The 13,346-nt window shown below is 53.4% G+C and carries 13 protein-coding genes and 1 pseudogene; 7 read left to right on the forward strand and 7 right to left on the reverse strand.

What is annotated here, in order from left to right; genetic code table 11:
* Positions 1–43: 43 nt before the first annotated feature.
* From BM300_RS12140 to BM300_RS12150, 3 genes are all read left to right on the forward strand, one after another.
* The gene (locus BM300_RS12140) at positions 44–559 is read left to right on the forward strand and encodes a sigma-70 family RNA polymerase sigma factor (protein ID WP_092347019.1); all 516 of its coding nucleotides are present in this window, start codon (positions 44–46) and stop codon (positions 557–559) included.
* Positions 546–1,529, forward strand: a complete 984-nt coding sequence (locus BM300_RS12145; RefSeq protein WP_092346929.1) for a DUF4880 domain-containing protein — start codon at positions 546–548, stop codon at positions 1,527–1,529. The genes BM300_RS12140 and BM300_RS12145 overlap by 14 nt, the downstream gene beginning before the upstream one ends.
* Positions 1,530–1,652: 123 nt before the next feature.
* Positions 1,653–4,025 carry a TonB-dependent siderophore receptor gene (locus BM300_RS12150; RefSeq protein ID WP_092413412.1) on the forward strand — a complete coding sequence of 791 codons (2,373 nt, stop codon included), beginning with the start codon at positions 1,653–1,655 and terminating at the stop codon, positions 4,023–4,025.
* Between the two features lie 497 nt (positions 4,026–4,522).
* Here the strand turns inward: BM300_RS12150 and BM300_RS30220 are convergent, their stop codons facing one another.
* Positions 4,523–5,119 (reverse strand): hypothetical protein, encoded by a 597-nt coding sequence (locus tag BM300_RS30220; protein WP_139232359.1) that lies wholly within the window; start codon positions 5,117–5,119, stop codon positions 4,523–4,525.
* A 459-nt stretch (positions 5,120–5,578) separates the two neighbouring features.
* On the opposite strand from BM300_RS30220, the gene BM300_RS12160 reads away from it, so the two are divergent.
* Both BM300_RS12160 and BM300_RS12165 read left to right on the forward strand, forming a co-directional pair.
* Complete coding sequence (locus BM300_RS12160; protein ID WP_092462993.1) at positions 5,579–5,857, forward strand: type II toxin-antitoxin system RelE/ParE family toxin; 279 nt, start codon at positions 5,579–5,581, stop codon at positions 5,855–5,857.
* A gap of 8 nt (positions 5,858–5,865) precedes the next feature.
* Positions 5,866–6,171: a HigA family addiction module antitoxin gene (locus BM300_RS12165; protein WP_025211727.1), complete on the forward strand. Its 306-nt coding sequence runs from the start codon at positions 5,866–5,868 to the stop codon at positions 6,169–6,171.
* A gap of 121 nt (positions 6,172–6,292) precedes the next feature.
* Here BM300_RS12165 and BM300_RS12170 read toward each other — a convergent pair whose 3' ends face one another.
* Positions 6,293–7,774, reverse strand: coding sequence for a hypothetical protein (locus tag BM300_RS12170; RefSeq protein WP_092462994.1), 1,482 nt, complete (start codon positions 7,772–7,774; stop codon positions 6,293–6,295).
* Between the two features lie 488 nt (positions 7,775–8,262).
* Here BM300_RS12170 and BM300_RS12175 point away from each other — a divergent pair, with 488 nt between their 5' ends.
* Positions 8,263–8,535 carry a hypothetical protein gene (locus tag BM300_RS12175; RefSeq protein ID WP_092346940.1) on the forward strand — a complete coding sequence of 91 codons (273 nt, stop codon included), beginning with the start codon at positions 8,263–8,265 and terminating at the stop codon, positions 8,533–8,535.
* A 31-nt stretch (positions 8,536–8,566) separates the two neighbouring features.
* On the opposite strand, the gene BM300_RS30225 is transcribed toward BM300_RS12175, so the two are convergent.
* The 5 genes from BM300_RS30225 to BM300_RS30230 form a co-directional block, all read right to left on the reverse strand.
* Positions 8,567–8,857, reverse strand: a complete 291-nt coding sequence (locus tag BM300_RS30225; RefSeq protein ID WP_139197697.1) for a hypothetical protein — start codon at positions 8,855–8,857, stop codon at positions 8,567–8,569.
* Between the two features lie 198 nt (positions 8,858–9,055).
* Complete coding sequence (locus BM300_RS12180; RefSeq protein WP_092462996.1) at positions 9,056–10,090, reverse strand: hypothetical protein; 1,035 nt, start codon at positions 10,088–10,090, stop codon at positions 9,056–9,058.
* Between the two features lie 169 nt (positions 10,091–10,259).
* Positions 10,260–10,727 (reverse strand): Imm6 family immunity protein, encoded by a 468-nt coding sequence (locus BM300_RS12185; protein ID WP_092346946.1) that lies wholly within the window; start codon positions 10,725–10,727, stop codon positions 10,260–10,262.
* 82 nt (positions 10,728–10,809) lie between these two features.
* Complete coding sequence (locus BM300_RS12190) at positions 10,810–11,550, reverse strand: hypothetical protein (RefSeq protein ID WP_092346949.1); 741 nt, start codon at positions 11,548–11,550, stop codon at positions 10,810–10,812.
* A gap of 283 nt (positions 11,551–11,833) precedes the next feature.
* The gene (locus BM300_RS30230) at positions 11,834–12,286 is read right to left on the reverse strand and encodes a hypothetical protein (protein ID WP_139197698.1); all 453 of its coding nucleotides are present in this window, start codon (positions 12,284–12,286) and stop codon (positions 11,834–11,836) included.
* 194 nt (positions 12,287–12,480) lie between these two features.
* On the opposite strand from BM300_RS30230, the pseudogene BM300_RS12195 reads away from it, so the two are divergent.
* Positions 12,481–13,209, forward strand: a pseudogene (locus tag BM300_RS12195) (IS4 family transposase); the annotation flags it as partial.
* Between the last annotated feature and the right edge of the window lie 137 nt (positions 13,210–13,346).

Raw genomic sequence — 13,346 nt, forward strand, 5'->3', positions numbered from 1 at the left:
TATAATGCGAGTCATTATCAATTATGTAGTTTCCGGGATGCTGATGCGCAGCAACGACACACTGGGTGATGCCAATCTCGCGCTGCTCTATCGCAGCCACCATTCCTGGCTGCACAGCTGGCTGAGCCGGCGCATCGGCTGTCACGAGAGCGCAGCGGACCTGGCGCAGGACACGTTCGTGCGTCTGCTCAAATCCCGTCAATCAGGCCCTTTGCGCGAGCCCCGTGCCTACCTGAGCAGCATCGCTCGCGGCCTGATGATCGATCGGTATCGCCGTCGCGAGCTCGAACGCGCCTACTTCGAGAGCCTCGCGCTGCTTCCTCCTCAAGAGGCCCCCTCTGAAGAAGAACGCTTGCTGATTCTTGATAGCCTCGAACGGATCGACCGCCTGCTCGACCAGCTCAAACCGAGGGTTCGCGAGGCTTTTCTACTCGCCCAGCTCGACGGCCTGACCTGCCTGCAAATAGCCGAAAAATTGTGCGTTTCCCGTTCTACGGTTGAACGCGACTTGGCCAAGGCCCTGCAACACTGCTATCGCTTGCGTTATGCCGAACAGTAAGGCGCAAGCGCTGGATCCGGCGGTGGTCGACCAGGCGATCCACTGGCTGGTGCGCCTGCGCTTCAATCCTGCCGATGAGCAAACCCAGCGCAGTTTCGAACACTGGCTGCAGCAGCGCCCGGAACATCGGTTAGCGTGGCAGCGTGTGGAAGCGCTTGGCGATGACTTCGCCGGCGTGCCACCTGATTTGGCCCGGCACACCCTCAAAGGCGCCCGCTCAGGCATGCATCGACGCCAAAGCCTCAAGCTACTGGGTGCATTGGCCACCTTGGGTGGTGCGACCTGGCTGGGCCGCGACTACACGCCGCTGCCGGCCATGCTGGCCCAGCAGCACAGCAGAACCGGCGAGCGGAAGCGCTTCCAACTCGATGATGGCAGCCTTATCCAGCTCAACAGCGACAGTGCGGTCGACAGCTATTTCAATGCTCAGCGGCGCCTGATCGTTCTGCGGCGCGGCGAAATCATCGTCAATACCGGCGCCGATGCGGGCTCGGCTCAACCGCGTCCTTTCTGGGTACAAACCCGCGACGGATTGATAAGCACTCTGAATGCCCGGTTCCTCGCGTATGAGCGTGACGACGGGACCCTCATCGCGGTGCAGCGCGGCGCAGTCAGCGTCTTTCCTGGATCCAGCCAAACCCTTACAGTCAACAACACCGTCCAGGCCGGCAATCAGCGGCTGTTCACCTCGGATGGCGTTCGTGAATTCAAGGATAACGGCCTGGATGTATGGAGCTGGAGTGACGGGGTGATCAGCGCACGCAATATGCGCCTCGGTGATTTCATCGGGGCCTTGTCGCGCTATCGCCCCGGCCTGTTGCGCTGCGCCGAAGAGGTCTCGGGCCTGCGGGTTTCCGGCACCTTTCAACTCGCCGACACCGACCAGGTACTGGCATTGGTTGCGCAGTCACTGCACCTGCGGATTGATTATCGAACCCAATATTGGGTGACGTTGAGCGCCGCCAGCTAAGCCCTTTTTCCGTCGCGCACCAATATGAAATATAAATGAGGTGATTTCTCATTCTCGTTCGGCATGTAAGAAAAGGCCGACCTACAGGCCGATCTGCCGATCCCCTTTCCACGGAGCGAGTTAATGAGTGCGTCCCCGGTTCCCCAGCGTCATCTACTGAATCGTGCCATCCACGGTGCGATCTTCGGCGTCATCGTCAGCAGCTATGCGCTACCCACCCTGGCACAGCCCTCGACCGTTGAGCAGACCCACCCGGTGCACCAGTGGAACATTCCCGCCGGCCCCCTGGCACCGGCGCTTGACCGCTTTGCCCGCGAGGCGGGTATCAGCCTTTCCTTCGATGCTTCAAGCGTAGCGAACCGCAATACCCGGGGCGTGAGCGGCACACTCGATACGTCCGAAGCCCTGTCGTCATTGTTGCAGGGGAGCGACATGGCGATACAGCAGCAAGGCCCGAACGCTTACTTGCTGACGCCGCAAACCAAGGCTGATGCCGAACTCGAGGAGTATCGCCTTGCGCCCATCCTCGTCAACGCCAAGGCCAGGGTCGATGGCACCGAAGACCCCAACTCGGTGGTCGCCCAGGAACTCTGGGTCGGCGGCAAGGTGGCCACCAGCATCCTCAATACGCCCGCCTCGGTGTCCGTGGTGACCGACAAGGAAATGAAGCAACGCAGCGTGAGCACGACCGAAGAACTGCTGCAATACACGCCAGGGGTCATTACCGACTATTACGGCACTGACGACCGCAACGATTACTTCCAGATCCGCGGCTTCCAGGCCACGACCTATCGGGACGGCCTGACCCTGGGGTCGATGCGCGGTGTGCGCGAAGAGCCTTTCGCCTATGAGCGCGTTGAAGTAATACGCGGAGCCAACTCGACGCTGTTCGGCCCGGCTGACCCGGGCGGCTCGGTGAACTTTGTCAGCAAGAAGCCGCGCTTCGACAAGTTCGGCCAGGGCTACGTCACCTACGGTTCTTTCGACCATGTCGAAACCGGCATCGATGTCGGGGACTCGTTGAACGAAGAAAAAACCGTGGCCGGTCGCTTCACGGCAAAGATGCAAGACAGCGATCGCGAGTACGACCATTCACGGGATGACAATAAGTTCTTGATGGGCGGCCTGACCTGGTCACCCACGGACTTCACCTCGGCCTCGGTGATCGTGGATTACTTGAAAACCCAAAGCTCGCCCAACAGCGGCGGTTACCCGCTGGACAAGGAATACGACCGTGACAAGTTCTACGGCGAGCCCAGCTACAACTTCCACGATGTCGAACGTACCAACATCAGCGGCACCTTCAGCCATGATTTCGACAACGGCTTCGTGCTGCGCAGCAACCTGCGCTACAGCAAACTGACCGATGATTTCGGCTATGTGTTCCTCAGCGACTCCCCTACCCGCACCGGCACTACCGTCCCGCGTTATATCTTCGGTACTGACAGCGACGCCGAGCAACTGAACGGCAACTTGATGCTGCAATACGATGCCCGCTTCGAAAACATCGACAGCAGTACGTTGGTGGGCGTGGAGTATGGTGATTCTTCCACCGAGGAACGCTCCGTCTATGCCACGACAGGCTCCATCGACCTGGCCAACCCGGTGTTCACGGGTGTGCCCAGCGGCGTAGCGCCGTATAGCAACGACAAGCTCGACACGAAAACCAAGGCCGTGTTCCTGCAGCAGAACCTGTCCTTCTATGAGCGCTTTATCGTCACCGCCGGTGTGCGCAACGACTCGCTGGATCTGTCCAATACCGACATCAACAACGTAAAAGAGTCGGATACCTTCTCGGAAACCTCCTATCGCGGCGCACTGACCTATATCGTCAACGACGAAGTGTCCACCTACGTCAGCATGGTCGAGTCGGTCTCACCGCCAACGGTGGGTGTAGTGCCGAAGACAGGCACGCAATATGAAGTGGGGGTGAAATATGCGCCCATCGGTATGGACGCGCTGTTCTCGGCAGCCGTCTACGACCTGACCCAGGAAAACGTCAGCATCGCCGTCGTACTGCCCAGCGGTGTCATCGAGCAGCAAACCGTTGGCGAATCACGTGTACGCGGCCTGGACCTGGAAGCCAAGGCTGAGCTGACCCCCAACCTGAGCCTGGTGGGCGGCTACTCCTACATGGAGTCCGAAGTGTTGCGCGGTACTTTGTACGACGGCAGCTCACTCAAAGGAAATGAGTTCGCCACGGCGCCAAAACACTCTGCGTCGCTGTGGAGCTATTACAACATCCCCGACACCGATGTCAGCGTTGGCCTGGGTGCACGTTATGTGGGTTCTTACTACTTTGACGCCGCCAACACCGGCACCAGCGATGGCACGACGCTCTTCGATGCGGCCTTCAACTACAAACTCTTCAAAGGCACTGACCTGGCGGTTAACGTCAGTAACCTGCTGGATGAGCAACATGTGGTTGGTTCAGGGACTGCGAACTACTACAACCCGGGCCGTGAAGTCACCGCTAAGTTGAGTTACAACTGGTGAAGAGCTGGCCGTTCACCATGGGGCTCGGCGTGATGTGGGTCAGTCATTGAACGGCGTAAAACCTGTGGGAGCAAAGCTTGATCCCACAGGTTTGAAGCCATTCCTACCAGATGCCAAAATACCGCGGCGAGCATCAAATGTAGAAACCACGAAGACCACCTAGGTCAACGAAGCGTAAAGCTGCTCCGCCCAGCAATGGAAGCACAGAAATCTAAAAGGCGCACACGGTCTTAGCCGACGCCGAAGTCTTCCAGAATCCGCCAACATTTGAGCAGTGGGCCAGCGACGGGCCGATTCGGAAATAATGTGGCTATCGGCCCTGAAGAAGGCTGGCGTACGCTACCGCCGCCTTATCAGACTCGCCACACGCATGCTTCAATGATGCTGTCCGCCGGTGAGCATCCGATGTGGATGCCTGCCACAGATAGCGCAGCAGGCAGTAAAGCAGAGTTGGCGTTTATAGTAGGTGCAGAAAGATCAAAGAATTTTCTTCTGATTCAATTCGAACTCGGTTTTAAAGCATCTATCTCCTTTAATGTTTTCAAAACGTCTGCAGGATCTTTTTTAGGAGCACTCATTGCCTCTGTTGCTGCCTGCTTATACAGATAGGGGAGTTCCGCTTTTATTATGATGGCTGCGGCGTCAAAAACTTGCTTTTGATACGCCAATAGCTCTTGCGGGCTAATCGCGTCATTCATGTACATCTGACAAACAAAATAGGAGTTTGCCAAAAACAACTGCATCCCTTGTGAACGATGGTTTAAAACAGAGTTACTGCTTGAGATCGCTGCTGCCATACCTACATTCGCTTTAACCTCAGCAGGAATATCAGCTTCCACCACAGCTTTGAAGGCCCTTGAAAGGTCGTTACCCACTTCAGTTGGTGCCTCAGCACAGAACCTCCCACTATCAAAATTCACTAATACCACGCGGCGATCTGGCGTAAGTGAGAGAGTGCCGACTCTGGCCTTCCATAAAAAGCTAGAGTTAAGTTTTTCCTCAATAACAGGCTGCTCTTGTGGAGGTGTAAATAGCGAGCAACCGGAGATGCCTCCCATCAGCGCTACAGCCAAGACCTTAGAAATCTTAACCATAAGTCACACTCCATTTTTTAGCATCCAGAATAGGTAGCAATTTGACATTAGATTACGCAGTAGAAATAGTTCATTTTTTCTGAGAAAATCATGTAACAAATTAATTCGAGCGCTGCTGCATTGGGATAATTTTCAGGATCATGGGATCCGACCCGAGAAAAGCTTAATAAGCGCAAAATGGCAGCATGGTCGCTGAGAGCTTTGAGACAAACGGGTTAGACGGTGGGCAAACTCTTCCGCCCCAAAAAAAATCAAGCATTACAAATCAGGTCTTTAGCGATGATGGCAAGTGCCTTTTTTGTATCTGAAGAACTGGTGCTGAAGCGCAAGGGGGCTGAGTAGGATCGAGTTGTTTGTCATCTCACCACTCGCCTACTGACAGAAGGTCCTTAACAGCCAGTTGAGTATCCCAGCAAACGATGTAGACTCGCCTTAACGCATAATGTTAAGCATTAAGAGATGATCAGAAGCTTCAGATGCGCCGACACCCAAGCTCTTTTTGAAACCGGCAAAACCCGGCGCTGGGCAGCCGTCCTTTCAGTGGCAGAACGAAAGCTGGGCATGCTCGATGCTGCGGTCGATCTCAACGACCTGCGCTCTCCTCCTGGAAACAGGTTGGAGCAGCTGTATGGCGACAGGGAAGGCCAGCACAGCATCCGGGTTAACGGTCAGTACCGGATCTGTTTTGTCTGGGGCGCCAACGGCCCCGAAAATGTAGAAATCGTAGATTATCACTGAGGTGAATCATGTTTAAGAATGGCATGAGACCCGTACACCCTGGAGAAATTCTCAAAGAAGAGTATCTGGAACCGCTTGGCCTTACCGCGGCTGCGCTTGCGAGGGCTTTGCACGTTTCTGCCCCCACCGTAAATGACATTGTCTTGATGCGCCGTAGCATCAGCGCCGATGTTGCTTTGCGCCTGGCCGCCGCATTGGAAACGTCAGCGCAGTTTTGGCTGAATCTGCAGACTGCGTATGATTTACGTACAGCTGAGATTGCTAAAGGGGAACAGATTCACAGGGAAGTGGAAAAGGTTCCTCACTGCGCATAACCAGCACAAAACAGAAATTTGAGCCCAGCAAAATAGCTGGGCTTTTTGTTGGGCATACAAAGACACCACGCGTTTGCCGCAAGCGCTTTTTGCGCCAGGACGATGAGTGACTAGCGTCAGCCTATATACCTGGCCCCATCACGCGAGCTGGCAACCTGGCCAGCCGATCCCAACCCTCGGCACTGATCCCGGAACAGTTCAGCAACGCCAATTTGTGCAGCGGCAGTTGCTCCAACAGCGGCACTGCGGCTGACGTAATCCGCGATTCCCCGGGATCTGCCGAGATCGTCAGATCACTCAACGGCAGCCGAACAAGGTGGGCCACTCCGGCGTCGGTGAGCCAAGGGCTGTCATACAAACCCAGGCGCCGCAGCGGCAGATCGCGCAGGCAGGCCAGGTCAGCATCGCGCAGGTCCAGGCCGCTTATTTCAAGTTGCTCCAACGGCAAGCCCAGCTCGACGAGCTTGCGCAGAACCTTGCCATCCACGCCGCGACAAAAGCTGAGCTTCAGTCGCTTCAGTGGCAGGCCGGCGAGTTGTTTCAGTTCCTTCCAAGTGAGGTCGTTCAATGACAGGTCCAGGGACTCCAACTCCAAACCACGCAGATCGCTCAACGTATCTGCATCGATGCCTTGCACATCGGAAAGCCCCAAGCGCTTGAGTGGAAACCCGTGCAGCACATCGAGCCGCTCGATCACTTGTCGTGAAGATTTAAGATCCAGGTCGGCGAGCGGCATGCCTTCCAAGGTTTCAAGGTCGTCCTCGCCAACATACGAAGACTGGAGCGAAAGCCGTTCGATGGGCAGGTCCCGGATAGCGTGGAGCATGGCATCCGTTGCGTAACATTGATCCAGGCTCAGGGAGCGCAATGCGCTCAGGCGGGAGAGCCATGCAGGGTCCTTCAGGATTGCGCTGCTCCAGCCGAGGGACAGTTGCTCAAGGGGGTGACTGCATAAATGCGCCATCCCACGGGAAGTCAGCTCGCCGACGCGTTCCATCGTGAGTGACCGCAACTTGAGGTTTGACAGCCCGAGAAGGCCATCGTCGGTGACGTCATCGCATCGGTTCAGCGACAACTCCTGCAGCGGGCTATTGCCAAGGTGTTGAAGAATCTTGTCGTCGAAGTCTTCGCCGTAGGTGCTTAACGTCAGCCGGCGCAGCCGTTCGAGGGAAGGCAGGCTGGTGGCGTTATCGTCTCGGGAGAATCCGCTGATTTCCAGGTTCTCGAGAGCGAGGCCGGGCAAGCGCCGCCATACACTTTGATCGCAGCTGAAGCGTGGGCTGTTGAGCACCAGCGTGCGCAAGGGCAGCCCAGCCAGGGCATCGCACCACGCCGGCTCGGCGTTATCCAACTCCAGATGATCGACCGGCAGGTTGCGAAGCTGCGCCAGCAATGGTCCGGGGCGATTGGTATGTGCCGTGGTGTTCAATTGAGCAATCACGACGTTAGCCGCCGGATCGCACAGCCCCGCCGCAACGCGTACTCCCTCCACTGACGCCTCTCCGGCGTCGAGCAGATCGCGATAGAGCGACGCTCGCGCGGCAATGTCATCGGGGTTATCGGCGAGTTGGGCGATCAGCGCATTGCGGGTGGGGTTGTGCACGGTCTGTGAGTCCGAAGTGGGCGAGCGCTGGGCAGGCTGCGAAAGAGAAAAGTGGCCATAAGGGAAGCATAAAAAAGAGCCTCGCTGAAGAGGCTATTGAGACGGAAAACGAGATCCCCCGGCCTTGCTCCGAATTACAGATTTCTAGCAGGAGATCAACGACGGCGCCCCTCTGGACAGCTCACCCACCTAAAGGCTGTTCAAATCCCCTGTGGCGAGGGAGCTTGCTCCCGCTGGGCCGCGCAGCAGCCCCTTCTGTGAACGCTCCGCACCCAAGCGGAAGCAAACCCTAGCCACCGTTGGCAGCCCAAAACCAACGTAACGAAATACCACCGCTGACAGGCTAAACGTCCTACATCAAGCTCGGAAAGCGGCGTCTTGTAGCACCCGGACAAGGCGGCCTATATTCCGTCGTCGTCCTAATGGCGACTCGGGTTTGGCGACCCTATTAACGAGGTAGCTCCTTTCAATTGAATGAGGTACTACCCATGAACCGATACATGCCCATCACCGGCATCGACTGCACTCCCGCCACCCTGCTCATCGACACCGAAGCCCCGCTCGACGTCCTCTTCGAAACCGCCGACTACCGCATCCGCACCGTGACTCAACTGCTGGAAAACATCGCGTTCCGTTCGGAAATCAACTCTGACACGCTGATGCTCTCCGACCTTTGCAAAATGCTGACGATATCGCTGCGTGATGGGTGTGATGTGATGGATGTGATTGGGAGACGGTTGCGGGCGCAGGCGGCTGAGTAAATGAAAACGGGCGACCTTGGGGTCGCCCGTTTCACGATCCGTTAGAGACATTGCCACTGCCGCCATCGATGATGTGGTGAAGGACTGGAAGCGCTAGGGAGTCAATCTGCCAGATTGGTCGATAACCCAATGCCCCCCATTTAAGCGGGACAGCATTGGTTTTATTTGTGGCCATAACGTAGTCCCGACCGCCGGGAGCGACTACATCCATCTGCTGCGATGAGCTGTGGCGCAGTTCGTCAAGAACTGCGCCACAATTGCGCAAAATCTCCTCAAACAGCGCCAACACAACCATGCCTTCGCCACGACCGGAATCGATCACGGTTCCCAAGACCTCGGCACGCCGATCAGCGTCAGAACTGAGCGCAAAAAAGGGACGGATTATTTATCACGAGCAAGCCAGTAAGCCCACGCTCTCTACACATTATAAATAAATCCGTCCCCTTTTCGTTGCTCTCTGCAGCTCATAAAATAAATCTGTCCCCCCTTTTCCTCATATAAACGCGTCTCAAATCTTAAGTCAGAAACTGAAACGGTCCTCAAATACTGTCTGGGCCCCTATTTTGACGACACATTGCCGTGCCACCTCGACGGGTACTACCTTGCCTAAAACCGGCATCATGGCCTTGTAGAACACCTTGTCACAGGCTTCATCTTTGCTAAACGGTTGGGCTTTGCCCTCAGCGTCCGCAGTAATGTGGCAGCCCGCTACTAAATCAGCTGGCAGGTCTTTAAAGGCGACAGGCTTTTGAGTAGTGCCCGCCTGCGCCTCGATCATTTCATTGCAACCACCGGTTACGGCCCCTTCCTTAACGGTTTTTACAAAAGCAACGCGCTCGTAATCGGTACCGCTGAAAACAGTCTGGTCGTTGACGCTAACGCGATACTGCGAAGGCTGGAGCATGATGGATTTGATGCAGAACTGTGTCGTGACCGGCTGATTATTCACCGAAGCCGTTGCCGACTTGCAACCCGGGACTGCGTTGGCGAAGCCACCGTTTTGTGCGCTACCTACGACAGGAATACGCTCCTGAGGCTGCGTGATGTCATAGGTTTGCAGTTCACAACCCCCACCCACAAACTGGAGTTCCACCAGATAAACCTTGCCCTTCTCCGGCGTGAAAATGGTGCTGATCGGACCGCAACGATAGCCGCGGTTGATACTTTCGCCGGTGGCGTAACCCGATACCTCGAATGGCTGATCGGGATCAGCTTGCACTTCCAACTGAGGGAAATGCTTCAAGGTCGCGCTGTGGGCCGTTTCGTTAAGCTTGGCAATCCAGCCGAACACTTTGCCGCGACCGGAATCCACTACTGTCCCCTGCACATCCATACGCCGGTCTGGGTCCGACGCTCGCCTGATTGCAAATTCCACCGGGACGACATTGCCCGTCGCTTTCATGATCACCTTGGCGTGCTGCGCATCGACGACAACCTTTTTCTGCTGGAGTTGGATACCGTCGCGAAGCAGGTTAGGAGAAGAGTCCCGGACGTTGGACTTGCAGCCGGATAACGTCAGAATCAGGCCAAAAATTAGCAGCGTTGTTTTCTTCATGAATGCTCCAAGCGCATCATTGATACTTAAAAAGGAAACAGAAAAAATTCTTATGCATCAGCAAGATAAATAAACCAGGCAAAAAAGGAACAGATTTATTTTACAATACCGAGCAAGCCAACAAGCCTGTTATCTCTGCGCTCACAAACTAAACCTATCTTCTTTTCGCTTAAAGCTCAGCTTCAGCAGATAGATAAACACTCAACACACCAGACAAACCTATCCGACCAATATAGTCAACTATATATACAGTGGAACTCTCGTCCGCCTCACATATTGACTCAGACATTTGCTCTTGTAGCCCTGCAACCTTGTAGGCCTTATTAGCAAAAAAACCGACCACCAACAAAATCAAAATCAAACTATTTTGCTCTACGCTTTCAGATGCAAAATTTTCTTCTGCCAACGGTCCGCTCTGCATTTCCTCGGAGTCTAGGTAAGATGCTAACTCACCCGCACTGACCTCTCGATTAGACAGCCATAGCCAACATCTATCAACCGCCTCCTGACATTTTTCTTGGGTACCGCCCGCCGAGTCAAGATTACGTAGAGCATAATCAAGCAACAAAAGAAAAATTGAGGCTTTCTTCACCCACATCATACTGACAATGACCTTAAGAGCCTCTTTATTGCCCATTAACTATTATCTCAGCTTCGAAAAAAGGTGACAGATTTATTTATAAACCGAGCACAATCAATAAGTATGTTCCCTCTGCACATCACAAAATAAACCAGTCCTTTTTTCGAAATAAAATCTGCCTGAGAGCGCGTTGCTTTTCTAACGTTGAATCATCAGAAAAAACCTCATCAGAGGTTACCACTTTAAAAAACCTGCCACACTCATAAACTTTAACCCCCTGACGTTCCAATAACGAAATACTGACAAGTCTATCCACACCAACTCTGTCCCAGAACAGATTACCCAGCCACATAGTACTTCCAATTGCCTCAATATATCCTTGCCTGGGCACGTTACGGCCAGGATTCCCTGATATATCAACTTCCATCTGATCCAATGGAGGAGGCAACTCATTAGATCTCATTGGAAGACCTGAAAGAGAGCGACCTGAGCCTTCATACTCTAGAGGGTCTGTAGCGTTCTGCCAAAAATCATATTCAACATCAGAAACCCATGCCTGAATAAAACCTTCCACGCAGAGAAACGGCTTTATTTTCTCTTCCAGTTCAGTATTGTTATGGCTCTCTAATTCTTCTAGCACCAAAAAGCAATAACCCAGGGCTGGAAGCAACCCGAATCGGATCTCAAACCCACCAGACACCAAACCACTAGACCATGTTTTTTGCAGTATTTTCTTTTCAAGTGCTTTTATATCAGCCTTAATCCCATGCAGAAAAAATACCGCAGGAGAGGAAAACTTATTTAAAACTTCTTCAACCAAGACAAGCATCTGCAAGCCACTGATCGACTCGACATCAAAAACAAACTTGAACCGCTTCATCTTTTAAGGCCTCACTTGAACTCTTTAACAATCACCTTGACATTATATTCACCAGAGAAAGGGGATTTATTTTAAAACACCGAGTAAGCCAACAAACCCACTCCCTCTGACCTCATGAAATAAATCTGTCCCCTTTTCGGATCCGCGTGATCAAACATGTTCGTAAAGTCTACGGTTGCCACATCCTTGGCCAACTGAGTACTCAGAAGTCCCGTCGCGGCATCACGACTCTGCGAAATGCTTCCTACAGCGTTTGCAGTGGTTTTTTACCTAGTTGTAAATCTTAATCAATAGACTCTATTTGAAACACCAAAGTAGAAAAGTCTATTGCTTCAGTACCTCCACTACATTCCAAATTTATTATGCGACCTTCCTCACTGATTACCATCCCTGCATTTCCAACCCAGGCCTGAACAATGTCGTTCGCACGCCATACATTCCAAATTTTTAATTCGCAATCTGTTTTGGATAGCACCGAAAAAAAAACAGACTCCGGGCTAGTATCTTCCCATAGAATAATTTCAGAGTGACGCTGGTCATTCACCTCCAGTTCACCTCTTACTACTTTTAAACGTAAACCAGCTACAGGCGGCATAGATGACTTCAATCTTCGAGCCAAAAAATTGCTTCGACCTGCTTTAATTTTTTTTTGAAAGATCGGGTACACAAGACGCTCACCTACTTGAACAGGTGCCCCTCGTGTACGTTGAAAAGCTGAAGAAAGCGTTTCCGTCATTTCTTAGTATCCTGGTTTTCTGTATGGATCGACAGCGGCGTGGTCTTGCGGCCAACGAGGAACAAAGTCTTTACCACCATCCCGTGTAAAAAAGGGGACTGTAAAAAAGTGGACAGATTTATTTTAGAACACCGAGCAAGCCAATAAATCGACTATCTCTGCATCTTATAAAATAAATCTGTCCCTTTTTCGCCATTGTGGCTGACGCAGGTTTTCGCCGGCCATGGATCAAAGCCGTCGAGGCGCAAGGCTGGTATTACGTGGGACGCGTGCGTAACCGGGATCTCTACCGAGCCGACGCAGACACTTGGCTACCCGTTAAAAACCTCTACGCTCTGGCATCGTCCTCACCGAAGTCATTGGGGCGGATCGAGATGACCCAAAGCGCTCCGCACATCATTCATCTGTACTGCGTCAGGCATTCGGCAAAAGGTCGCAAACACCAGCGTGTCACCGGATCAATCGCCAAAAACAAACTCAGCAGGCAATCGGCCAATCGTGAACGAGAGCCCTGGTTATTGGCTAGCAATCTGCCGGAGGATCAATGGAATCCATCGAAAATCGTGGCCATTTACAAACAGCGCATGCAGATAGAAGAAGGCTTCAGAGATGTAAAAAGTGAGTATTTTGGCGTAGGCGTCACTCGCCATCGGAGTCACTGCCCACGCCGAATCGAAGTACTTTTGCTGATCTCGGCTCTGGCTAATTACATCATTTGTTTAACGGGGTTGCAGGCCCGCGAGGCGGGGCATGAGCGCCGTTTTCAAAGCAATAGCCTTAAACGCCGACGAGTGTTATCGCTATGGCGGCTGGGCTTGGAATACTGGCGTAGCGGACGCGGCTCAAACTCTCGAAAAACTTTGGAGAGACTTGAGCACGCGTTGCGAGCAGAGGTACATCAAGAGGCGCAGACATTGGAATAGATTTGTGGGGATCCCTCAGAATCTGTCCCCTTTTCGCTGAGAGCACCGAGCAATCCAATAAGCCTGCCCTCTCTGCTTCTCATAAAATAAATCTGCCCCCTTTTGACCGGGTACGACGGGTTCAACCAGGCAGGTTG

The sequence above is a fragment of the Pseudomonas sp. NFACC46-3 genome, assembly GCF_900114515.1.
Taxonomy (GTDB): domain Bacteria; phylum Pseudomonadota; class Gammaproteobacteria; order Pseudomonadales; family Pseudomonadaceae; genus Aquipseudomonas; species Aquipseudomonas fluorescens_Q.

Bases quoted from the DNA above. Each gene is read 5' to 3' on its own strand.
- BM300_RS12140 (WP_092347019.1), top strand. From the start codon at position 44: ATGCGCAGCAACGACACACTGGGTGATGCCAATCTCGCGCTGCTCTAT.
- BM300_RS12145 (WP_092346929.1), top strand. From the start codon at position 546: ATGCCGAACAGTAAGGCGCAAGCGCTGGATCCGGCGGTGGTCGACCAG.
- BM300_RS12150 (WP_092413412.1), top strand. From the start codon at position 1,653: ATGAGTGCGTCCCCGGTTCCCCAGCGTCATCTACTGAATCGTGCCATC.
- BM300_RS30220 (WP_139232359.1), bottom strand. From the start codon at position 5,119: ATGGTTAAGATTTCTAAGGTCTTGGCTGTAGCGCTGATGGGAGGCATC.
- BM300_RS12160 (WP_092462993.1), top strand. From the start codon at position 5,579: ATGATCAGAAGCTTCAGATGCGCCGACACCCAAGCTCTTTTTGAAACC.
- BM300_RS12165 (WP_025211727.1), top strand. From the start codon at position 5,866: ATGTTTAAGAATGGCATGAGACCCGTACACCCTGGAGAAATTCTCAAA.
- BM300_RS12175 (WP_092346940.1), top strand. From the start codon at position 8,263: ATGAACCGATACATGCCCATCACCGGCATCGACTGCACTCCCGCCACC.
- BM300_RS12180 (WP_092462996.1), bottom strand. From the start codon at position 10,090: ATGAAGAAAACAACGCTGCTAATTTTTGGCCTGATTCTGACGTTATCC.
- BM300_RS12185 (WP_092346946.1), bottom strand. From the start codon at position 10,727: ATGGGCAATAAAGAGGCTCTTAAGGTCATTGTCAGTATGATGTGGGTG.
- BM300_RS12190 (WP_092346949.1), bottom strand. From the start codon at position 11,550: ATGAAGCGGTTCAAGTTTGTTTTTGATGTCGAGTCGATCAGTGGCTTG.
- BM300_RS30230 (WP_139197698.1), bottom strand. From the start codon at position 12,286: ATGACGGAAACGCTTTCTTCAGCTTTTCAACGTACACGAGGGGCACCT.